The sequence below is a fragment of the Paenibacillus faecis genome, from assembly GCF_008084145.1.
GTDB lineage: Bacteria > Bacillota > Bacilli > Paenibacillales > Paenibacillaceae > Fontibacillus > Fontibacillus faecis.
Window position 1 is genome coordinate 235,445 of sequence record NZ_VSDO01000003.1, and the last position, 21,579, is coordinate 257,023.

General features: G+C 55.2%; 20 protein-coding genes. 11 read left to right on the plus strand and 9 right to left on the minus strand.

Features of this window, described 5'->3' with window-relative positions:
* Positions 1–648: 648 nt before the first annotated feature.
* On the minus strand, positions 649–1,467 hold the full coding sequence (locus FRY98_RS14585; protein WP_148453106.1) for a winged helix-turn-helix transcriptional regulator: 819 nt from the start codon (positions 1,465–1,467) through the stop codon (positions 649–651).
* Complete coding sequence (locus tag FRY98_RS14590; protein ID WP_148453109.1) at positions 1,449–1,838, minus strand: Fur family transcriptional regulator; 390 nt, start codon at positions 1,836–1,838, stop codon at positions 1,449–1,451. Before FRY98_RS14590 ends, FRY98_RS14585 begins: the two co-directional genes overlap by 19 nt.
* Positions 1,839–2,036: 198 nt before the next feature.
* Between FRY98_RS14590 and FRY98_RS14595 the strand changes: the two genes are divergently transcribed.
* The 4 genes from FRY98_RS14595 to FRY98_RS14610 all read left to right on the plus strand — a co-directional run bounded on the left by FRY98_RS14595 (position 2,037) and on the right by FRY98_RS14610 (position 5,661).
* A complete protein-coding gene (locus FRY98_RS14595) occupies positions 2,037–3,587 on the plus strand; it encodes an FAD-dependent oxidoreductase (protein WP_148453111.1) in 1,551 nt (516 codons plus the stop codon).
* A 195-nt stretch (positions 3,588–3,782) separates the two neighbouring features.
* Positions 3,783–4,109 carry a PadR family transcriptional regulator gene (locus FRY98_RS14600; RefSeq protein ID WP_148453114.1) on the plus strand — a complete coding sequence of 109 codons (327 nt, stop codon included), beginning with the start codon at positions 3,783–3,785 and terminating at the stop codon, positions 4,107–4,109.
* Complete coding sequence (locus FRY98_RS14605; protein ID WP_148453117.1) at positions 4,106–4,714, plus strand: DUF1700 domain-containing protein; 609 nt, start codon at positions 4,106–4,108, stop codon at positions 4,712–4,714. The genes FRY98_RS14600 and FRY98_RS14605 overlap by 4 nt, the downstream gene beginning before the upstream one ends.
* Positions 4,711–5,661: a DUF4097 family beta strand repeat-containing protein gene (locus FRY98_RS14610; RefSeq protein WP_148453119.1), complete on the plus strand. Its 951-nt coding sequence runs from the start codon at positions 4,711–4,713 to the stop codon at positions 5,659–5,661. The genes FRY98_RS14605 and FRY98_RS14610 overlap by 4 nt, the downstream gene beginning before the upstream one ends.
* 56 nt (positions 5,662–5,717) lie before the next feature.
* Here FRY98_RS14610 and FRY98_RS14615 read toward each other — a convergent pair whose 3' ends face one another.
* The gene (locus tag FRY98_RS14615; RefSeq protein ID WP_211373305.1) at positions 5,718–6,182 is read right to left on the minus strand and encodes a hypothetical protein; all 465 of its coding nucleotides are present in this window, start codon (positions 6,180–6,182) and stop codon (positions 5,718–5,720) included.
* A 293-nt stretch (positions 6,183–6,475) separates the two neighbouring features.
* On the opposite strand from FRY98_RS14615, the gene FRY98_RS29300 reads away from it, so the two are divergent.
* The 6 genes from FRY98_RS29300 to FRY98_RS14640 all read left to right on the plus strand — a co-directional run bounded on the left by FRY98_RS29300 (position 6,476) and on the right by FRY98_RS14640 (position 11,534).
* Positions 6,476–6,577 carry an RAxF-45 family protein gene (locus FRY98_RS29300; RefSeq protein WP_306433503.1) on the plus strand — a complete coding sequence of 34 codons (102 nt, stop codon included), beginning with the start codon at positions 6,476–6,478 and terminating at the stop codon, positions 6,575–6,577.
* Positions 6,578–6,682: 105 nt separating this feature from the next.
* Positions 6,683–8,671 (plus strand): ribosomal protection-like ABC-F family protein, encoded by a 1,989-nt coding sequence (gene abc-f, locus FRY98_RS14620; RefSeq protein ID WP_148453122.1) that lies wholly within the window; start codon positions 6,683–6,685, stop codon positions 8,669–8,671.
* 188 nt (positions 8,672–8,859) lie between these two features.
* A complete protein-coding gene (locus FRY98_RS14625) occupies positions 8,860–10,152 on the plus strand; it encodes an ArnT family glycosyltransferase (RefSeq protein WP_225039363.1) in 1,293 nt (430 codons plus the stop codon).
* Positions 10,149–10,859: a glycosyltransferase family 2 protein gene (locus FRY98_RS14630; RefSeq protein WP_148453125.1), complete on the plus strand. Its 711-nt coding sequence runs from the start codon at positions 10,149–10,151 to the stop codon at positions 10,857–10,859. The genes FRY98_RS14625 and FRY98_RS14630 overlap by 4 nt, the downstream gene beginning before the upstream one ends.
* Positions 10,856–11,203 carry a DUF2304 domain-containing protein gene (locus tag FRY98_RS14635; RefSeq protein WP_148453128.1) on the plus strand — a complete coding sequence of 116 codons (348 nt, stop codon included), beginning with the start codon at positions 10,856–10,858 and terminating at the stop codon, positions 11,201–11,203. The genes FRY98_RS14630 and FRY98_RS14635 overlap by 4 nt, the downstream gene beginning before the upstream one ends.
* The gene (locus FRY98_RS14640) at positions 11,187–11,534 is read left to right on the plus strand and encodes an EamA family transporter (RefSeq protein ID WP_148453132.1); all 348 of its coding nucleotides are present in this window, start codon (positions 11,187–11,189) and stop codon (positions 11,532–11,534) included. The genes FRY98_RS14635 and FRY98_RS14640 overlap by 17 nt, the downstream gene beginning before the upstream one ends.
* A 951-nt stretch (positions 11,535–12,485) precedes the next feature.
* On the opposite strand, the gene FRY98_RS14645 is transcribed toward FRY98_RS14640, so the two are convergent.
* From FRY98_RS14645 to FRY98_RS14655, 3 genes are all read right to left on the minus strand, one after another.
* A complete protein-coding gene (locus tag FRY98_RS14645; RefSeq protein ID WP_249043421.1) occupies positions 12,486–13,388 on the minus strand; it encodes an IS3 family transposase in 903 nt (300 codons plus the stop codon).
* 38 nt (positions 13,389–13,426) lie between these two features.
* The gene (locus FRY98_RS14650; protein ID WP_170287029.1) at positions 13,427–13,747 is read right to left on the minus strand and encodes a helix-turn-helix domain-containing protein; all 321 of its coding nucleotides are present in this window, start codon (positions 13,745–13,747) and stop codon (positions 13,427–13,429) included.
* 285 nt (positions 13,748–14,032) lie between these two features.
* On the minus strand, positions 14,033–14,482 hold the full coding sequence (locus FRY98_RS14655) for a V4R domain-containing protein (protein WP_148453138.1): 450 nt from the start codon (positions 14,480–14,482) through the stop codon (positions 14,033–14,035).
* A 319-nt stretch (positions 14,483–14,801) separates the two neighbouring features.
* Here FRY98_RS14655 and FRY98_RS14660 point away from each other — a divergent pair, with 319 nt between their 5' ends.
* Positions 14,802–15,584 (plus strand): Crp/Fnr family transcriptional regulator, encoded by a 783-nt coding sequence (locus FRY98_RS14660; protein WP_225039074.1) that lies wholly within the window; start codon positions 14,802–14,804, stop codon positions 15,582–15,584.
* Positions 15,585–15,645: 61 nt separating this feature from the next.
* Here the strand turns inward: FRY98_RS14660 and abc-f (FRY98_RS14665) are convergent, their stop codons facing one another.
* From abc-f (FRY98_RS14665) to FRY98_RS14675, 3 genes are all read right to left on the minus strand, one after another.
* A complete protein-coding gene (gene abc-f, locus FRY98_RS14665) occupies positions 15,646–17,532 on the minus strand; it encodes a ribosomal protection-like ABC-F family protein (RefSeq protein WP_148453141.1) in 1,887 nt (628 codons plus the stop codon).
* A 407-nt stretch (positions 17,533–17,939) separates the two neighbouring features.
* Positions 17,940–19,832, minus strand: coding sequence for an ABC transporter ATP-binding protein (locus FRY98_RS14670; RefSeq protein ID WP_148453145.1), 1,893 nt, complete (start codon positions 19,830–19,832; stop codon positions 17,940–17,942).
* Positions 19,829–21,556, minus strand: coding sequence for an ABC transporter ATP-binding protein (locus FRY98_RS14675; protein WP_148453148.1), 1,728 nt, complete (start codon positions 21,554–21,556; stop codon positions 19,829–19,831). Before FRY98_RS14675 ends, FRY98_RS14670 begins: the two co-directional genes overlap by 4 nt.
* Positions 21,557–21,579: the final 23 nt, after the last annotated feature.

A 21,579-nucleotide genomic window follows, 5' to 3' on the forward strand; every position in this document is an offset into this window, starting at 1 on the left:
TCGAAAAGCCAAGAGCGGTATATTAACGGGATATTCTCCCGTTAAATGGTGTAGACTCCGACGGTGGGAGTTTATATCTACAATTGAGGATGTTGCTTGAATGGCTGTCGACCATAAGACTTATTCGCCGATTTTAGCGGCGGCGTGGGAAACGGGGTCTAGTCTGGTACCCGCGGCTTCTCTTGCCTCCCATCGAATAACGGCCTTTTGGGCCGTTATTTCGGTCCAACTAGGCTCCACGGGCATAATAGAGGTCAAAAAGGGCCTTATTTACCTTGTACTGGCCCCAAATCAGGGTTGGACCGCTTCTTTCCAAAAATAAGCGCCTTAAAAGCCGCTATTCGGTTCCGATGAGCCAATTTCGACAAAATCGCGCCGCTAAAGACCCTTATTCACTTCCCTTACCTCAAAACGGAGTTGGCCACCGACAAATTTGCTCAAGTTTAATTTGTTTAATGAAACGCTAGTGCCTATCATCCCCGCGAAACCGAATCGGGCTGAGATCACACCAAAAGACCGCTATGATCGAGCGGCCAGGAAAAATAACAGGCGCCGGATCCAGTTCAGCACGCCGCCGCTTCTTAACTCGGCGAGTCGGCTTCAAAATGGTCGACGCCACGTCAGGTTTAATGCAACATCGGCGGGCAATTAATCCGCCAACCGATAACCCACGCCTCTTACCGTGGAAATATAAGTGGAGTTTACGGCGCGGTCGCCGAGTTTCTTGCGAAGACTTTTGATATGCACGTCCACGATGTTGCTTCCGCCCAGGAAGGAGGTGCCCCAGACCTCGGCTAGCAATTCCTCCCGCGATAGGACCCGTCCCTCCTGCTCCAGCAGCTTGACCAGCAGTTCGTACTCCGTCTTGGTCAGGGCGATTTTGGAGCCGCTGCGATAGACCGCCATCTTCTTGCGGTCGATCCACAGGTCCTTGAAGATCGCCGGAGAGGTTCCCGTTAGCAGCCGGGAAGCCTGCGCTCGCTTGCCTCCGTTTCGGATGATCCGCTGGGCGTGGTAGACAATTTCGCCGGGGCGCGCCGGCCAAAGCAACAGCTCCTGATTCATCAGCCCCTGGTCCAGACCGGAGAGCAGCCGATCATTCACCAACAGTAAGGACGGTACGTTTCCGGCCTCTTGGGCGATCGCTCTGATCGGCAGAATCTCTTCGGCATCGCGGTATGGCGTCAGATCGAAGATCAGCAGGTCCGCGGCCTGCGCATTGCGGATTCCCTGCTCCCAGTGATGGAATACCAGGACGTCGAAGCAGCCCTCCGATAAATCGCGGACAAGTTCGTGAATGCCGCCCGGAAAAGGGCTGACGAGAATAACGCGCTGCGTGACCGGACACATTTGCGGGCCGTCATAGCTCTCGTCGGTCAACGTCGTCCCGAATGCTTCGGGCCGCCTGATCGGCGTCTTATGTCCTGCAGTCATACGATCACGCTCCTTCACTTCTTCTGCCGGCATGATGGGCACACTCCTCCGAATACGACGTGGGCATGATGGACATCATAACCGGTTTCTTTGGCGACGGCTTCGCTCCATTCCTCGGGAACTTGGGTCATCACCTCGTCGACGCGACCGCATACTTCACATAAAATATGCTGGTGATCGTCCATTTTGGCATCATAACGGCTGGCGGCCTCGCCGAGCTTCAACTCGCGAATCAACTCTTTATCCGTCAAATAACGAAGGGAATTATATACCGTCCCGTAAGCAAAGTTGTAGCCTTGTTCCACCAGGCGGTTCATCACCTCGGCCGCGGTGGGATGGTCGTTCGCATTCCGGACGACATCGTAGACGGCCTGGCGCTGGGTCGTCAGATTAAGGGATTTCATATCTATGATCATTCCTTTGAAATCATTGTTTTAGAATTAGTATAAGTCTTATTTCACTATTCGTCAATTTCCCCTTTCCTGTGCCCAGTATTTGCTTTTCATTCCGTTTTCATGCGAAATCTCCGGCCTTCCTCCCGCTCGTTTCTAAAGACCTCAAGGTGGTAATAATGAGAAAAAAACGTAAGGAGGAGCAAATTCATGAACAGCACGCCGCAAGATGCAACTGGGCTGCCTCAATACCCGAAATCGCTCTGGAAGGACACGACCTCGTTTCCTTCCTTCCCCGCTCTCCAGGAGGATATCCAGACCGATGTTCTGATCGCCGGCGCGGGGATTACCGGAATCACGGCCGCTTACCTTCTGGTCAAGGCCGGACTGAGCGTTGCCGTAGTCGATGCCGGAAACATTCTGGACGGAACCACAGGCTACACCACCGCGAAAATCACCTCCCAGCACGGCATGATCTACGACAGCCTGATTTCCCATTTCGGCGAAGAGGCGGCCAGATTGTATTTCGAGGCCAATGAGGAAGCGCTGCGCTTTATGGATGAAACCGTTCGCGAGCACCGGATCGACTGTCAATTCAAACGAGAGGACGCCTACTTGTACGCCGACTCCGAAGAGCAGCTAACACAGCTCAAAAATGAATGGGCGGCTTACGAAAAGTTAAACCTTCCGGGCAAGTGGGAGGACGCTCTTCCTTTGCCGGTCGAGGCCCTCGGGGCGATCCGGATGCCGGACCAGGCCCGGTTCCATCCGCTTCAATATTTGCGCACCCTGGTGGATTTCGTGTCCGAGCATGGCGGGAAATTTTACGAGAACAGCACCGTGGCGGATTCCGCGGAAGAAATGGGCGACGGAAAACTGCTGCTCAAGACGGAGTCCGGCGTCATCATTACCTGCCGCCACGCAATTTCCGCCTCGCATTATCCATTTTTCGACGGCGGCGGGCTTTACTTTACCCGGCTTCATGCCGACCGCTCCTACGCGGTGGCCATCGAGCCGGAAACGCCGTTTGAAGGCGGCATGTACATCAACTGCGGAAATCCGAAGCGATCGCTCCGCGCCGCCGAGTTCGACGGCAAGCAGTTGATTCTGGTCGGAGGCGAATCGCATAAAACCGGACAAAGCGACTGTACGATCAAGCATTACGAAGAGCTGGAAAAGTTCGGCGGCTTGACTTTCGGCATCAAGTCGATCCCTTACCGTTGGTCCGCGCAGGATCTGGTCACCATCGACCAAGTACCGTACATCGGGCCGGTGACTTCAGACCATCCCCGGATTTATGTAGCAACCGGCTTCGCCAAATGGGGCATGACCAGCGGCACCTTGTCCGCCCTGCTTCTGTCCGATTTGATTCAGGGAAAAGAGAACCGCTATGCGGATTTATTCACCCCTTCCAGATTCAAAGCCAACCCGAGCATCAAAAACATCGCGGTGCAGAATGTCGACGTCGCCAAACAGTTGATTGCCGGGAAGGTGGAAATCATCCACCGCAGGCCGGAGGAACTCGGTCCGGACGAAGGGGGTACCGTACGGCACCTCGGCAAAAGGGCGGGCGCTTACAGAGACCCCGACGGCCATCTTCACCTCGTGGACACAACCTGTACGCATATGGGGTGCGAATGTAATTGGAATCAGGCCGAACGCACCTGGGATTGCCCTTGCCACGGCTCCCGGTTCGATCACACGGGAGCCGTCATCGAGGGTCCGGCAACGGAAAACCTTAAGCCGCTCAGTGCCCAGTAAACAAACGCAAACTCTTCTTCATCAAAACGAGGCGACCGGAGAACGCGATTTATCCGGCTCGCCTCTTTTTTGGCTTCGGTCTAATCTGTGTTCACTATGTTGCATTATTCAGTACTGTGTGGTAGTATGTTCCCGATGATACTAATCAATATTCAGTACTGATGTTCAATAAACAGCGGAAATGAGGCGATGTCGTTGGATATAAGCGTCCAATTCAAGAAAGGCGCCTTGGAATTATGCGTTCTGGTGCTGATCCACGAACATGACCGTTACGGTTATGAACTGGCCCAATCCGTCTCCCAGCATATCGAGGTCGCGGAAGGCGCCCTGTATCCCCTGCTCCGCAGGCTGGTGGGTGAAGGGTATTGCACGACCTATCTGCAGGAATCTTCGGAAGGACCACCGCGCAAATATTACAAGCTGACACCCGAAGGTGAAAGTTACATGCGGAAGCTCGTCGTGGAGTGGAAGCAATTCGTCAAAAGTGTATCAAATCTAATCGAGAGAGGAAGCCGCTTATGAATAAGAGCGAATTTTTAGCCCAACTTCATGATCATTTGTCGGTTTTGCCGCCGGAAGAACGCCAAGAGTTGATGGAAGACTACGAAGCTCACTTCACCTTTGCCCTGCAAAACGGCAAGACGGAAGAAGAGATTGCCATGGAACTCGGCAATCCGGCCGAACTGGCCAAAGAAGCCATCGACGGGCGCTTTTCCGCCAAAGAACCCGTATACTGGTTCAATCCGAACGCCGTACCCGAACCGACGGGTCCCCCGATCGCTTCGGCGGCAAGACCGGGCCGCAGTGGATTCGCCTCGGCGATGGTGTATACCGGGCTTTTCTTTTTGAATATGGTTGCCGTTCCGCTGCTGATCTCGCTCTGGATGCTCGGAGTCAGCCTGGCCACGGCCGCGGCTGGCATGCTGCTCAGCCCGGTGTCGCTCGGCCTCGAATATCTCGTCGGCAACAGCGTTTTACCGGCCAAGAACTATGCCGTTCTCGTTCTTATGGGATTAGGCATCCTTCTGGCGCTCGCGTCGAAGCCGGTTTTTAAATGGTTGATCCGTATTAGCAAATCGTATTGGACATGGAATGTTCAAACGGCACATGGAGGGAATAAAGCATGAGAAGGAACACGAAAAAATGGTCCGTCGTGGCCATCGCTTTGATTATTGCGGGTTTTGCCGGCATGGCTTACCAAGGCTTCAAATTCGGGGAGGAAAAGCCGCATTTTGAACAAAAATGGGTGGTTTCCGATCTCCAATCCTTGAAAGTGGACAGCAACTACGATATGGACGTTGAGTTTATCGAAAGCCCGGACGGAACCGACTATATCGAGCTCAGCGGCAACATGGATCAGGGGCTGATCGACAAATTAAAGAACAGTTCTTTTACGGGGCCCGACGTAACGATGAGCTTAAAGGAAGACTTCAAACTGACCTTCCTCTCCATTAACTTTCAAAGTTCGAGGCAGCATATGACCGTCGCCCTGGCTGACCCCGGCATGATCGATCGGATCAAGTTCAATCTGCTGTCCAACAGCGGCCGGTTTACAGGGCTTCGCGCCAAGGATATTGAACTGACGACCACTTCGGGGAATCTGACCGCCACCGATGTAACAACCGAACATTTGCGGCTTAAGGCTACGTCGGGTAATCTCGAAGCCTCCGACGTCCAGGGGGAAACCGAGATTAAAAACGGATCCGGCAATATTAAGGTGGGGAATCTGGAGGGAAAACTGGCCGCGCACGGCACCTCCGGCAATCTTTCGTTCGATGGCGTGAACGGATCGATTGAAGTCGGCTTGACCTCCGGCGATATTGATATTAATAATTTTACCGGAGACGGATCCATCAAAAATCAATCCGGCAGCGTCACGCTGACCGGCCAGCGCTCCGATTCCCTGGATATTTCCGTCACTTCGGGCGACGTTAGGCTATCCAACGACCCCGGCTTCCAAGGCATCTACGATTTGAAGGCAACCTCCGGGGATGTGCATGCCCCCGACTCCCCGATGGTTACGAAGGATGTCATCAAGGTGAGAACCACGTCGGGAAATATCTCGATCAAATAAAAAAAGGGTTGAGCCCCCGGCCATCCGGGGGTCCAACCCTTCTATTTATGCGGGATTTAGGCAATTTCCTGGGCCGATTCCAGCGCGATCGCTTCGCGGTAAGCCTCCAGGGAATAAAATATCACCGTCTCCATCATCTGACGATCTTGAACAGGCACCAGATTACGCGCGTAATCCCAAGCGTTCTCCTCGATCCGCAGGGCAATCCGCTTTCGTTCCAACCCGGTTTGACACATATCCATCTCTTCGCTTAATTCGCTTAACATAGGATCTTCGGCATGCCCGAGCTCATGGGCGAACACGATGCGCAGCATCGCCTCATACCCGTCGAGCGAACCGAACAGCGTCATGCATTGCTTCTTGATTTCGCCAAGGTACATCGTAACCGAGTGGTCCCCGATGCTGTATTTCCCGCCGACGTTGCGCCCTCCAGGAAACCTGGATTTTATATTAACGGAAACCCCGCTGCCTGACATGTCCAGCAATTCGTCAAAAATTCGCTTCGCTGTTGTTCTTTCCAATTAGGCTCCCCTTATCCTTTATAAAATTGACGTAATCGCAGCCGCAAAACAAACGGCCGCTTTTTTTGTCTATCGAAGATTATATAGGAAAAAAAGGAGGAAATAAACAACAAACCAACTATTACCCGATAAAAAGCGCTCTGAAACATTAAAATTTTGTGAAGCTAAATGGCTGTCTATGCTTGATTTTTCCAACTTCTTCTCGTATACTCTTTACATCTTGTTCAGAAAAGGAGGTGGGTAGAGTGGATCGCAAGTTTGCGTGGAGTCGAGTGGGCCAACTGCCATTGGTAATGTTTGGCATTACCTATGCTGTATCTGTCAACGGGATAGGTCTGTCCATTTTTAAGAACTCGATATCCAACAACTATTGCGAAATGCCGCTCCTACCCTGACCTCACGGATTAAGTTTAATACGTGTGTTCGGAAGGCTGCAGGATTTCCTGCAGCCTTCTTTTGTTATTCTTCGGAGCGGCGAATTCCGAAGGAGAGAAAATACGATGATAATTCAATGTAACCATATCCAGAAATATTACGGTGCCGAGCTGGTGCTCAGCGATGTATCGTTCGAAATCAAGGAAGGCGAAACCGTGGGCCTGATCGGCAGAAACGGAACGGGCAAAACTACGCTCATGCGGCTTCTCACTGGCAGCGAAGCCCCCGACCAAGGCCAACTTAGCATCCGCAAGGGGGCCGTCATCGCCTCCCTGGCCCAAATCCCCGACTACGGCAACGAAGAAACCGTTTATGGCGTGCTGCAGTCAGCCTTTCAACCTCTGCTGGAGGCCCGGGCCGAGATGACCAGGCTCGAGGAAGAGATGTCCGCCATGGCCGCGGCCGGACGGGAATCCCATATGGAGCCGCTGCTGAAGCAGTACGGCCGCCTTCAGGAAAGCTTCGAGCGCGGCGGCGGATACGAGATGGAGGCCAACATCGAGCGGATCGCGGCGGGCATCGGCATTCCGGAGCAGCAATACGCGCGTCCTTTCGCCTCCTTGTCGGGCGGAGAGAAGACCAAGGTTGGCCTGGCCGTCATCCTGCTGCAAAACCCGGATCTCCTGCTCCTCGATGAGCCGACCAATCATCTCGATATGTCCGCTATCGAGTGGCTGGAGGGCTTTATTCGCTCCTTTGGCGGCACCGTCGTGGTTATCTCCCATGACCGGTATTTCCTGGACGCGGTGGCGGAAAAAATCATCGAAATCGAAGATGGCGAAGCCTTCACCTACCACTGCAACTACAGCAAGTATAAGGAAGAGAAGGAAGCTCGGCTGCTACAGCAGTTTGCGGATTACCAAGAGCAGCAAAAGAAAATCAAAAAGATGCAGGAAACCATCAAGCAGCTGATCGAGTGGGGAAATCGCTCGAATCCGCCGAACCCTGGATTTCATCGGCGCGCCGCTTCCATGCAAAAGGCGCTCGACCGGATGGTCAAGCTGAAAAAGCCAATCCTGGAGCGTAAGCGCATCGACCTCCAGTTGGAACAGTCGGACCGGTCGGGTAAGGACGCGATTATCCTGTCCGAGGTCGGCCAATCCGCTGGAGGGCGCGTGCTGTATCGGGGGATTACCCGGACGCTGCGGTACGGGGAATCCGCCGCGCTGATCGGTGCTAACGGCACCGGCAAGAGTACGCTGCTGAAAAGCATCCTTGGTCGACAAACCCCGGATGAAGGGGAAATTCGGCTCGGGGCGCGGGTGGATACCGGCTACCTGGCCCAGGAATCCGCCCCTGCCGACGAGGACGGCACCGTGCTGCAGTACTTCCGCGACGAACTCGGCATGGAGACCGGGGAGGCCCGGAATCAGCTGGCGCGCTTCCTCTTTTACGGCAGCGACGTGTTCAAAAAGGTGAGCAGCCTGTCCGGCGGGGAATGGACCCGGCTGAGATTGGCGATCCTCATGTACCGCAAGCCGAACCTGCTGCTGCTCGACGAGCCGACCAACCATCTGGATATCGACTCGCGCGAAGCGCTGGAAGAAGCGCTGGAAGAATATGCCGGCACCCTGCTCGCCGTTTCGCATGACCGGTATTTCATCAACAAAATCGCCGGGCAGGTGTGGCATCTGGAGCACGGGCAGCTCCGCGTCACGATCGGCAACTTCGACGACTTCCGCGCGGAGCGGCTGAAGCAGGAGACGGCCGCGGCCGGAGCGGCGGCGACTAGGGCGGGTACCGGGCCGCAGGCGGCGGAAACGCCGGCGAGCCCCGCGAAGCCCGAGCCGCGGGCGGGCGGCGACGCGGACAGGGCCAGCAGCGGGCCGAAGGCTGGCGAAGGCGGCAGGCCGAAGGCCAATCCGGCGGCGGTAAGCAAGCTGGAGCGCGACATCGCCGCCGCGGAAGCGGAGCTGGCCGCGGTCGACGCGGCCATGCTGGCGCCGGAGGCCGCCTGCGACGCGGGGCGGCTGAGCGAGCTGCAGGCGGCCCGCGATGAAATCCAGCATCGAATCGATGAAATGCTGGAACAATATTTGGGCATGGTCGAATGATTTCGGTCCCATGCCTCTATGGTTAAAACTTTTGGCCGGCAGTCATGCCGGCCGCTTTCTTTTTCCAAGCTGCAACTTTACGGGCCTCATCAGCGTCGTACCATTGTGTCCGTTCTTTAATGGCTATAAACTGATATAATGGGTTTGAAAGTAAATGAAAAAGAATCAGAACAAAAGGAGTGGGTCATTTGTTCTCACTATCGGGAATGAACTGGAAGGACCGGCGGCTGTTATTCGGTCTGATTGCATTTGTAGCCATTCTTTCCAGTATTATCGTCCTCGTATATAACGATTACTTTCTGCTGGGGGATCCGATTAAGCCCAACAATGACGATGTCAAATACATTAAAAGCTCACGGTTGCTGCTGAATGAAGGGGTTCTGGCCTACAACACGAAGGATCAGCCTTCCGCCTTCATCATGCCCGGCATGCCGTTTCTGTTGGCCGGATTTATGGCCATCTTCGGCCAGGACCAGGGCGGCGTAATCGCCTTCCGGTTGTTTCAATGCCTGGAACAGGCCTTCTCCGTCTACCTGATCTTCTGGATCGGCCGGCGTATATTTAATACGCGGGTGGGTCTGATCGCCGCGGGGATCAGCGCGCTGTATTTGCCCGACTATTTTTCGTCCGGCGTCATATTGTCGGAAACGACCTTCCGCATGCTGCTGTTGCTGATGGTGTGTGTCACGATTCTGGCGGTGGAAAAAGACCGGACGAGCCTCTATATTTGGCTCGCCGTTTTGACCGCGGCCGCGGCCTATTTTAAACCGCACGCTTCCCTCTATCCCGCCGTTCTACTCGTGCTGTGGTGGAGGGACAAGCTGCCTTGGCGGCTGATGCTGAAGTATATGTCGCTGATGATCCTCGTCTATGCGGCTTTGCTGACGCCATGGTGGATTCGGAACTGGATCACGTTTCATGAATTCATTCTGTTCACCAATTCTGGCGGTAGCCCATTTTTGCTCGGAACGCGGATTCGGGGACAACTGCCCCCGCCCGGCTTCTTTGAGGCTTATCCGCAGTATGATCCGGAAACGATATTCCAAGGGGCCGACAGTTCCGCCGTGCAAAAAGGCAAGGATATTATCGCCTACGGCTTCAAGCACGAGCCGCTGAAATATCTATACTGGTTCACGATCGGCAGATGGGTCGAGCTGTACTTCCATCCGTTCTATTCCCGTCCGTTCTGGCCGGTGAGCCGGCCGGTGATGAACGTGATTCAGATCGGGCTGATGGTCGTCAACATGATCGGCATCGTTTGGGCACTGCTCAAATGCCGCCTTTCCCGGCTGCTTCCGCTGCTGCTGGCGTTGGGCTATTTTACGGTGATTTATCTTCCGTTCGTCGCTTTTAACCGTTACGGGTACCCGAACATGGCGCTTCTGATCTTGTTCGGCTCGTTCCTGATCGAACGACTGCTGTCGCGGTTTCTGCCCCGGCGGCCTGACATAAACGACTTAAGGGGGCCCTATTTGTCATGAAGACGCTGATCATTATTCCCGCATACAATGAAGAGGGCAGCATCGCCGGCGTGATTCAGGACATACATCGGCACGCTCCGAAAGCCGACGTTATCGTGGTCAACGACGGGTCAACCGACCGGACCGCGGAGCTCGCCGCCGCAGCCGGAGCCAAGGTGCTGACGCTGCCCTACAATGTGGGGATCGGCGGCGGCATGCAGACGGGCTATCTGTACGCCCAGCGAATGGGCTATGACATTGCGGTGCAAATGGACGCCGACGGCCAGCATCCGGCCGAGGAACTGCCCAAGCTGATTGCGAAGGCTCGCGAGGCCGATCTGGTCATCGGCTCCCGGTACGTGGAGACGACGTCCTACCGTTCCTCGCGGATGCGCCGCGCGGGGATGGTGTTCTTCTCCGGGCTGGTTTCGCTGGTGACCGGACAGCGGTTTACCGATACGACCAGCGGCTTCCGGGCCGCCGGGCGCAAAGTGATTGAACTGTACGCGGCCTACTATCCGATCGACTATCCCGAGGTGGAATCGATTGTCTATCTGAAGCGAAAAGGATGCCGCATAACCGAGGTGGCGACGGAAATGCATCACCGGAAAGCGGGCAAATCCTCGATTACCCCTTGGAAATCGGTATATTATATGGTTAAAGTAACGTTAGCCGTTCTGATGAGCGCGATCCGATATGACCGCGGACCGGCGGTGTCCAAGCTATGAGCATATATGCGCTGTCGGTCGGACTTGCCTTTCTGTTTCTGCTGCTGGTGCTCGAGCTGGTACGGCGGCAAAAGCTGAAGGAGCAGTACTCCCTGCTGTGGATTTTGTTCAGCGTCGTCCTGTTGATCATTTCGTTTAACGTTACATTGATCGAATGGATCGCCGATCGTCTCGGCGTAAAATACGCGCCGGCGCTTCTGTTTCTGTTCGGCCTTTTATTCTGCTTCGCCTTTATACTTCATTTGACGATCGTCATTACGCGGCTGTCCGCTCAAGTGCTGCGTCTCACTCAGGAGTTGACGATTCTTAAGGAACGGGAGGCTCTCCATGGACAAAACGATTAGTTATCTGCTTCTGCTAGGGAATATTGTGCTTCTGGTCACGGGCCAGATGCTGTTTAAAATCGGGCTTGGCCGTTCGGGCGGACTGCACTGGGTCAAGCTGGCGACATCGCCCGCCGTCATCGGCGGGGTCGCGCTGTACGGCATCGCCACCCTGCTCTGGTTCGCGGTGCTGACACGGATGCCGCTGAGCGTGGCGTACCCGATGCAGGCGTTCGCTTACGTACTGGCTATGATCCCCGCCTATTTCATGTTCAACGAAACGATTACGCCGACCAAGTTGGCCGGGGTAGCCGTCATCCTGATCGGGGTTTACCTGCTCGCCCGATCTTAATCGGCGAACGCCGTCTTCGCCCCCCCCTCTGTACAAAGTGAGGAGGGGGATCTCGCCGGGCGGGTGGAACAAAAAGTGCCGGAACCCCCTGCATGGGGGCGGGTACTTTTTTTGTATGTGCCGCTCACTTACGTCCACTTTTTAACGGGAAAACCTCCTGTTATTTCTCTGCTCAAGCTCCCTCGACATGAATTACCTGGAAAAATGCCTTCTATTTTGCGGCCCAATCGCAATATTCGTTAATTTCAAGCGTATTAGCGGGAAGTTTTCCAGCTAATTGGCCTCTGCGCCGAAAATGGCTCCGATTAACGGGAGGATTTCCCGTTAATTGCGTCTCCTCCCTCCCCGGGAAACGGTGAGATGCCCGGGAGTGGGAATGCCCGGATGTGGACGGGGGAGTAAAGCGTGCTTGGTGGGCTTGGTGGGATTTGGTGTACTAGGTTACTCTGCGTGCTCGTATACTCTGAGCGCTCAGAGTACTGGGGTGCTCAGTGTGCTCAGTGTGCTCGGAGTGCTCGGGGCACTCGGTTACTCTGCGCGCTCGTAAACTCTGTGCACTCAGAGTATTCGGGTGCTCGGAGGTGCTCGATATGCTCAGTTTACCGGTCTACTTGGTGCAATCAGGGCACTCGGTGCTCGGTGGATTCGGTGGTTCGGTGGATTCGGTGGTTCGGTGGGTTCGGTGCACTCGGTACTCAACATCGGTGCTCATTATACTCAGTGAGTTCGGTGCATCGATGAGCTCAATGTACTCAGTGGGTTCGTGTGGAGGCCGGGGCTCCGTTGATCAGAACGGGAAAGGGGCCTTCAAGTTGAGTACTTAAAAGCCCCCCATCCAGGGTGTACCGGCGCCCCATAGTAAAAAGATGCAAATCCGGCGAGGCCCCCTTATTTCGGAGTCCTACCCTACAATGTTTATGAATTCACAGGATTGCTCCTTATTCTGCCGTATTACACCGCTCTATGAAAGGCAGAGGTGTCTTTCAGTGTCCTCACCCATATTGAGAACTTCGCTGGAGACATTTTTCTTAAGTTACCGTGAATTTTTCGGTTGTTGTAAAAGTCCATGTATTGGTCTAGTGCCTCATAAGCTTCATCCAGGGTCATAAAGTCCCTCCGGCTAAACAGATGGCGCTCCAGGACGCTGTGAAACGACTCAATGTAGGCGTTCATATTGGGGGACCGTGGCGGAATACGCTCATGAATAAGATCCAAGCTTTCACAGGTATCCCCAAATAGCTTGCTAACGAACTGTGGACCATTGTCTGTACGAACCACCGGCATGGGCTCGCCGGGCTCTATACGGTCTTGCAAGGCATACCAGAAGGTTTGGACGACTTGTTTAGCTTCGCATACCGGGCCTCTATACTGCCCTACTACCATTCGGTCAAACACATCTATAATGCTGAGTATAAAAAAGAACCGGTCCTGCCCGATCGCGTATCCGTATTTAATGTCCATTTGCCAAAGTTGGTTTGACCCCGTTATAACTCGATTTCTCGGTAATCTGCGGGGGTGAGAGCGTAGGCGCTTTCTAGGTTTCTGCAATATGTCTAACTCTTGGCAAAGTCGATAAGACTTCTTTTTGTTGAAGATGAGATCATACTTATCTCGAAGGGATTGGGCTAGAAACTTATAACCATAGACAAACTCTTCTCCTTCAAGGAGTTCGAGCAGCCATTCTTTAATTTGTGCGTCGCTAACTTTCTCACCTGTAGTCGTGTATGAGTATCCCGGCACAGGGCGCCCTGCACGGCTTTCGGTTGGACGTTCTTCGCCTTTTTCTGCCGACTGGGCGAGTCGCTTTTTACGGTCGTAATACGTTGATTCTGACAACCCAAGAATGCGCAGCACAACAGCTGCCGGTTCCCCCCGCTTAATGAATGGGTCGGCTATTTCAAATTTTTCAGATAAGCGGGGTTTTGCTTTTTTAGCAGCTCTCGCAAAATTTCGATTTCGAGTTCTTTTTCACCAAGGACCTTAACGGCCTTTTGGTAGCGTTGCTCTACCTCCTGCAGGCGTTGCAACTCTTGAACATGTTCGTCTGCCGCAGGAATTTCTTCAGGCGAAATAGAGTCCCGATGATCTCGAATCCAACTACGGACAGTCTCAGGGTGGACGTCGTACATTCGAGCCAATACCCCCACCTTAACACCTGCCATCGCTTCTTTCACAACTTTTAAACGTTTTTCTTCATTCAACCTTTTTCCCATACCGATCATCTCCCTTTGTCCTAAGTTTAAATTATTGGGCAGGGAGACTCCAGTTTAATTAGGGGGCCTTAGAGAATCTGCAGGTATTTCTACCGTTTTCCGAGGGAATAGGACGAATTGATGCAAAAGTGCAGGAATTTTGCCCTTTTTCCAGAGCATCGCATCTTTCACTCGGTAATTCCTGCAGATTTGCAGGAATTCCGCAATTCACGTCCCTTTCCCGAAAAAAACCTGCAGATTTGCAGGAATTTTGATCAGAAGTGTTCGGCAAACTCGCAAGTTACCTCAATAGATCCGCACCTCATATTCGCAGTGTTCGTCACCGCTTACGTTGCATTTGGTTTCCCTGACACTCACTTTTCGTTCCATAATGCGGCCCAGTGCTCCTTCGAGAATCGCTCCTTCCAGGTCACACACCTTTTTTCCCTCCATCAACGGTAATCCCTTGCAAAAACAGTCCTCCACCACGATCCGAATCAACTTGTCATCCCGATACACGATGCGCGGGAGTCCGATTTGCAGCGCGGCAAAATGGTCAAGCAGATCCTCCAGTGTACTTACCGGCAGACTCTCGCCGATTTTACGGCCGATGGATGCCGTCGTGCCCCTGCCTTCCAGCGGCAGCCCCTCACGCATCCCGATGAGTCGGATAGCCCGGAACAACTCAAGCGGTACCTCTTTCCCCAAGGTTTTTCTGTCGATTTTCCGCATATCCTCAAATGTAAAACGCTCCATGTTCATCCATCCTTTCATCTGCTAGGGAATGATCCGGGACTCGGAGTTCCGGGCGGTACTTCCCGTGACGGCACTTCTGGGTCTGTACTTTCCGGTCTGTACTTTCCGGTCGGCACTTCCGGGTCTGTACTTTCCGGTCGGTACTTTCCCGCCCGCCTCCTTCTCGCCCCCTTCTTCTCGCTGCCTCTATTTAACTTCACTCCATCAAAGAAATCCTTGATATGGGTCAATGAATATCCCTTAACTTTGTGATGATAGTCACAAGTCAAACACGGATCGGCTGATAGATTTAAGGAAAAGAAGACAATGGAGGCGATGAATGATGAATATGGTCTTTACTCACACGCCACCTGCCATAGCCGGCCCCTGCACCTCGGAGACCTCCTCGGCTTCCGCAATCTGCGCGCTCTCCCGTTCCTCCGGCCGTCCCGTACCTTCCTGCCTCTCCCGCGTCCCGGTCTTCAGCCAGCTACGGCCGGAGGAAGTCCATCTGCTTCACTCCGTCATGCGGCCCCGGCATTCGTCCAAAGGCGAGGTTATATTCCGGGAAGGAGACCGGTCGGATACCCTATACGTCCTGAGCCGGGGAGTCGTCAAGCTGACCAAGTTGGCGGACAACGGCAAGGAGCATATTTTGCGCCTGCTCTTCCCGGGCGACTTCTTCGGGCAGTTCTCGCTGCTGCAGGAAAAGCCTCACTATGCCAACGCAAGCACGGCCGACGAAGCCGATATCTGTCGGATTCATCGGGCGGATTTCCTGGAGGTGCTGCGTCGCAGCCCCGACACGGCAGCGCGGTTTATGAGCGCCTTGAGCTCGCAGTTGGAAGAGGCCGACAGTTGGGCCTCCGTGCTGACGCTGCTGGAAGCCGAGCGGCGGCTGGCCAAAATGCTGCTATATTTCCGGCAGAAAACTGATCCAAGTGCGAATGAATTCAAGCTGCCGGTCAGCAAAAAAGAGCTTGCGGGAGTGATCGGCGCCACGCCGGAAACCCTCAGCCGCAAGCTGGGACAACTGGCTGACGCGGGAATCGTGTCCGTCAGCCGAAGAGTGATCCGCATTCGGAAGGAGGCCGAATTGCGCCGCCTTGCGGGGGAGGACTAGCCCGCACCTCGCGGCCGGCTATGCCTGTCCCTCCTCCGCCAACCCGGGGAGGGCTAGCCCGCTATTCCTTCGCCAGCTCGGCGATCCGGTGCCGGAGGTCGCGGACTTCGGCCATCAGCCGTTCGCGCTCCTCGGCTTCCTCCGGCTCCGGGCTGCTCATCAGCGCGGTCAGCCGGAATCCGAGCTGTTCGCGCCGGTTCGCCCGGAGCTGTTCCTCCCCGCTCAAAGGCCGCTCCCGGCGGTCCGCTTCATATTCTTCGTAGGTCCCTTCGTAAAGACGAGGACCCGACGTTCCGCCGAGAAGAAGCAGCCGGTTCGCGGTCTTGCGGGCCAGATACCGGTCATGCGTGACCAGGATCATGGCCCCCGGGTAGCCTTCCAGCGCCTGCTCCACGCGTTCGCGGGTGTCTACGTCCAGATAGTTGGTCGGCTCATCCAGTACAAGCAGGTTGGCCTGGCCGAAAAACAGCTTAAGGAAAGCTACGCGGCATTTTTCGCCCATGCTGAGATCCCGGATCGTCTTAAATACATCCTCCCGCGAGAACAAAAAACAGCCCAGAATGGTGCGCGCATAGGACTGGGTCATCCCCGGCAGGACGAGCAGGCTGTCCAGAATCGTCATATCCTCGTCCAGGTCGTCGAGCTCCTGGGCGAAGTAGCCGATCCGGGTCTGCGGATGCGGGACGACGCGGCCCTCGGTCGGGACCAGCTGGCCCGTCATCAGCTTCAGCAGCGTCGATTTGCCGGACCCGTTCGGCCCCAGGACCGCGATGCGGTCGCCGCGGCGTACCGCAAGGTCCAGCCCGCTCACCAGCGGCTGCAGCGACTGCGTCGGCCGGACTGCACCGCCTTCATCGGCTTCCCCTTCTCGGGATGCGATCGCATAAGCGAAGCCGACGTTTTCGCAGCGAAGCAAGGTGGAAGCCTCAAACGCCGCTTCCTCGAGCCGCATCTTCAGCCCGGCCTTCTCGCGCGGCTTCTCCACGCCGTCCTTCTCCAGCCGCTGCAACGCGGTTTCTTTGGCGTGGAGGCGGGAGACGTTCTTTTTCGACTTCGCCCGTAAAAAGTCGTTCTGTCCCGCCGCATGGTGCGCCTGCTGAAACCACTCGGAGTAGCGCCGGATGCTCTCCAGCAGCTCCTCCCGCTCGCGTTCCTGTTTCTTGTACAGCGCCTCCTGGCTGCGAAGCTCCAGCTCCTTTTGATTTCGGAACTCCGTATATCCCCCCGGGTATATCCGGCACCCGTCCGGTTCCAGTTCCAGCACAGCCGTAGCCGTCCTGTCGATGAACGTCCGGTCATGGGAAACGTACAGAATCGTACCGGTATAATCCCGAGCCCATTCCTCCAGCCACAGCAAGGAGTCCGTATCCAGGTGATTGGTCGGCTCGTCGAGCAGCACGAACCGCGGCTCCCGGACCAAAATGGACGCCAGCTGAGCCCGGGTTTTCTGGCCCCCGCTAAGCGCGCTGAACGGGAGCGGCCATAGTTCGGGAGGAAGGTTCAGGCGGCCGAGCGTTTTTTCCACTTGGACCTCCCACGCGTAGCCGTCCAAAACCAAATAGCGTTCATACGCTTCGCTGTAGGATTCCAGCGAACCCGCCGTCCCCCCGTTCGCTCGCAATTCGGCTTGCAGTCGCTCCATTTCCCGCTTGACGGCATAGACTTCGCCGCATCCGACTTGAACAAATTCCAGAAGCGGACGGTCTTGCGACCCGTCCAGAACATGCTGGTCCAGCCAGCCCCATTCCCGGACGGGCAACAGCCGCTGAACTTCCCCTCCCTCAAAAGGGAGCCTTCCCAGCAATCCCTGGAGCAGCGAGGTTTTGCCGACGCCGTTGCGGCCGAACAACGCCAGCCGGTCTCCTTCCCGCACGTCAAAAGACACGTTCGAGAACAGCGTGGTGCCGTTCCACTCTTTTTGCAAATTTTTAGCTTTGAGTATAAACATAGGTCATTCCCCCATATCGTGATCTGTCGAAACACAAAAAAACCGCAGCCAGCGGCATACGGTTTTTGGATACGCGGAAATAGGGGGAAGCAGCGGCAGGCGGTCAGACCGCCCCCGTCATCTCCTGTTGTGACACAAAAAGATAGACCCCTATATGGACGCACGTATCCCTGACCGGCGCTGAGGATGCTGAAAATCTTCGCTTAAGCAGCCTCGAGCGCACCGCTAGCCTCGCCTGCTGAACAGGCGGTGATGGTTAACTAGTCAGGAATTCCGTGCTTAGTTCATCGTCCAGGGGTCCTCCGTTAATTCTCTAAGTTTAATATGCGTTTATTATAAAGTGCCACTGCACTCATTTCAAGTTTCTTCCACCAGCTCTGCAAAAAAGAGCGGGAAGAGAGTCCGGTTTACCCGGCCTCCTGATCCATGCCGCCTTTCGAGAACTGACTGTTGTACAGATCGGCGTAAAATCCGCCCTGTTCAAGCAACTGCTCGTGCGTCCCCTGCTCGATCACCGTACCGTGATTCATCACGAGAATGAGATCGGCATCCCGGATCGTCGACAGCCGGTGGGCGATAACAAAGCTCGTTCTGCCTTTCATCAGCTCATTCATCGCTCTCTGGATGTAAACCTCCGTCCGCGTATCGACGCTGCTGGTCGCTTCGTCGAGAATCAGAATCGCCGGGTCGGCCAGGATCGCCCGTGCGATCGTTAGCAACTGCTTCTGGCCTTGCGAAATGTTCGACGCTTCTTCATTCAGCACCGTGTCATAGCCCCCGGGCAGCGTGCGGATGAAGTGGTCGGCATGGGCCGCCTTGGCGGCTTGCACCACCTCTTCTTCCGTAGCACCCTCCCGGCCGTAGGCGATATTTTCACGGATCGTACCGTTGAACAGCCAGGTGTCCTGAAGCACCATACCGAACAGGCTGCGCAAATCGCCGCGCTTCATTTCGGTAATGTTCACGCCATCGATGGTGATCGCGCCGCCTTTCACTTCGTAGAAACGCATCAGCAGGTTAATCAGCGTCGTTTTGCCCGCCCCTGTCGGTCCGACAATGGCGATGGTTTGTCCAGGGGATACGCGGATGTTCATATCCTCGATCAAGCTCTGATTCGGCTCATAGCCGAATTTCACATGATCGAACACGACATTCCCCTTCGGCTCCTCGATCCGGGCCGGCTTCGCGGCTTCCGGCGTCTCCTCGGCCTCGTCCAATATTTCAAACACGCGTTCCGCCGAAGCCACGGTGGATTGAATAATATTGGCGATGTTCGCGGTCTGGGTGATCGGCATCGTAAACTGCCGGGCATATTGGATAAACGCCTGCACATCGCCGATCTTGATCGTCTGTTTGGTGACGAGAATGCCGCCGACTACCGAGATGAGCACATATCCGATGTTGCCGATAAAGCTCATGATCGGCATGATGACGCCGGAAATAAACTGCGCCTTCCAGCCGGCCTCGTACAGCCGGCCGTTGATTTCATCGAATTGCTGCTGCGATTTGCGCTCGCGGCCGAACACTTTAATGATCTTGTGCCCGGTGTACATTTCCTCGACGTGACCGTTCAGTTGGCCCAGCTCTTTTTGCTGCCGGACGAACTGTTTCTGCGACCGCTTGGCGATCGAGGTGATCGCGAGCACGCTGACCGGCAAAGTCAGGATTGCGATCAAGGTCAGAAGCGGGCTGATCGTCAGCATCATCACGATAACGCCGATGATCGTCAGGATCGAAGTGATCAACTGGGTCAAACTCTGCTGCAAGGTGTTGCTGATATTGTCCACATCATTCGTAACCCGGCTCAGAATTTCCCCGTGCGTCCGGGCATCGAAGTATTTCAGAGGCAGCTTGTTCAGTTTCCCGTTGACGTCCTGGCGCAAATCGTAGACGGTCTTCTGGGCCACGCCGGCCATTAAGTACTGCTGGACATAGCTGAACAAGGAACTGAGTAAATACAGACCAATCAGATACAGAACGATTTCCCAAATATATTGAAAATCGATGCTTGCCCCGGGAATTCCCTGTAGCTTGCCGTATATCCCTTCAAACAGCTTCGTTGTCGCCTCCCCCATCACTTTGGGGCTGACGATACTAAAGATCGTGCTTAGTACGGCCATCGCCAAAACGGCGATGAGCTGCAATTTATGGGGACGCAAATAACGGATCAGCCGCTTTAACGTCCCCTTGAAGTCCTTGGCCTTCTCCACCGGCATCGCCATGCCCGGTCCGCCAGGCCCATGGCCCCCGCGTCTTCCTCCGCTGCGCTGCGGCATCTTTTCCGATTGTTCCCGGCTCATGCGATCTCCTCCTCCGAAAGCTGCGAATACACGATTTCCCGGTAAACATCGCAGGTTTCCATCAGTTCGCGATGCGTGCCGATCCCGGCGATCCGGCTCTCGTTCATGACGATGATCCGGTCCGCATCCATGACGGTGCTGACGCGCTGCGCCACGATAATGACCGTCGATTCGCGGGTTTCCTCCTTCAAAGCGGCGCGCAGCTTGGCATCGGTTTTAAAATCGAGCGCCGAGAAACTGTCGTCGAAAATGTAAATTTCCGCGCCCCGCACCAGCGCGCGTGCGATGGACAACCGCTGCTTCTGTCCGCCCGACACATTCGTGCCGCCTTGGGCGATGACGGAGTCATATCCGTTCTCCATTCCGCCGATAAAATCGGCGGCTTGGGCGATTTCGGCCGCGTGCCGCACTTCCTCGTCCGTGGCGTCCTCTTTGCCGTAACGGATATTTTCCCGAATCGTTCCCGAAAACAGGACGGCCTTCTGCGGCACGAATCCGATCTTGGAGCGGAGATCCGCCTGCGTCATCTCCCTGACGTCCACCCCGTCGACCAGCACCTGGCCGCTCTCGACGTCGTAGAACCGCGGGATCAGGCTGATGAGCGTCGATTTGCCCGAGCCCGTTCCTCCGATGATCGCCGTGACTTCTCCGGGGCTGGCGCTAAAGGAAATATGCTGCACCGCCGGTTCCTCAGCCCCCGGATAACTGAAGGTCACATCGCGGAATTCCACATAGCCTTTGCGGGACTCCGGCGTTTTCGTTACCCCCGTGTCCTTGATGATCGGCGCCATTTCCAGCACTTCATTGATCCGTACCGCCGAAGCTGAAGCCCGGGGCACCATGACGAACATCATGGACACCATAATCAAAGAGAACATGATTTGCATCGCATACTGCAAAAAGGCCATAAGATCGCCGACCTGCATGTGGCCCGCATCGATTCTCAACCCGCCGAACCAGATGATCGCGACGGAGGACACGTTCATGACCAGCATCATCACCGGCATCATGAACGCCATGATTTTGTTGACCTTGATCGACGTCTCCGTCAAGTCGGCGTTCGCCGCTTCAAAGCGTTTCTCCTCATGCTGGATCCGGTTGAAAGACCGGATAACCCGAATCCCGGTCAACGCTTCGCGCATGACCAGATTGAGGCGGTCAATCTTCTTCTGGATCGCCTTGAACAGCGGGATACCTTTGCCGGCAATCAGGAAAATCGCTCCCGCAAGCACGGGCATGATGACAACGAAGATCAGCGACAGTTTCGCATCCTTGGATACCGCCATAATGATCCCGCCGATACACATCATCGGCGCCATGACCATCATCCGCAGCATCATGATCAGCACCTGCTGGACCTGGGTAATATCGTTCGTGGTCCGGGTAATCAGCGAGGCTGTCCCAAGTTTATCGAACTCCTCCAGGGAAAAGTTGGTCACGTGACCGAATACCTTGGCCCGCAGGCTCATCCCGAATCCGGAAGCCGCTTTGGATGAATAATAGCTGGCCGCGATCGAACAGGCCATGCCTCCAAGCGCTACCAACAGCATAAATAGACCCACTCGCCAGATGTACGGCGTGTCGCCCTTGACGACCCCGGTGTCCACGATATCGGACATCAGCGTCGGGAGGTACAGTTCGGAGAGCGTTTGAAAAAATACGAACACCAATACGGCCGCCACCAGCCACCGGTATGGTTTCAAATGTCGGAAAAGCTTGATCATTCCCCATCATCTCCACTTTTATC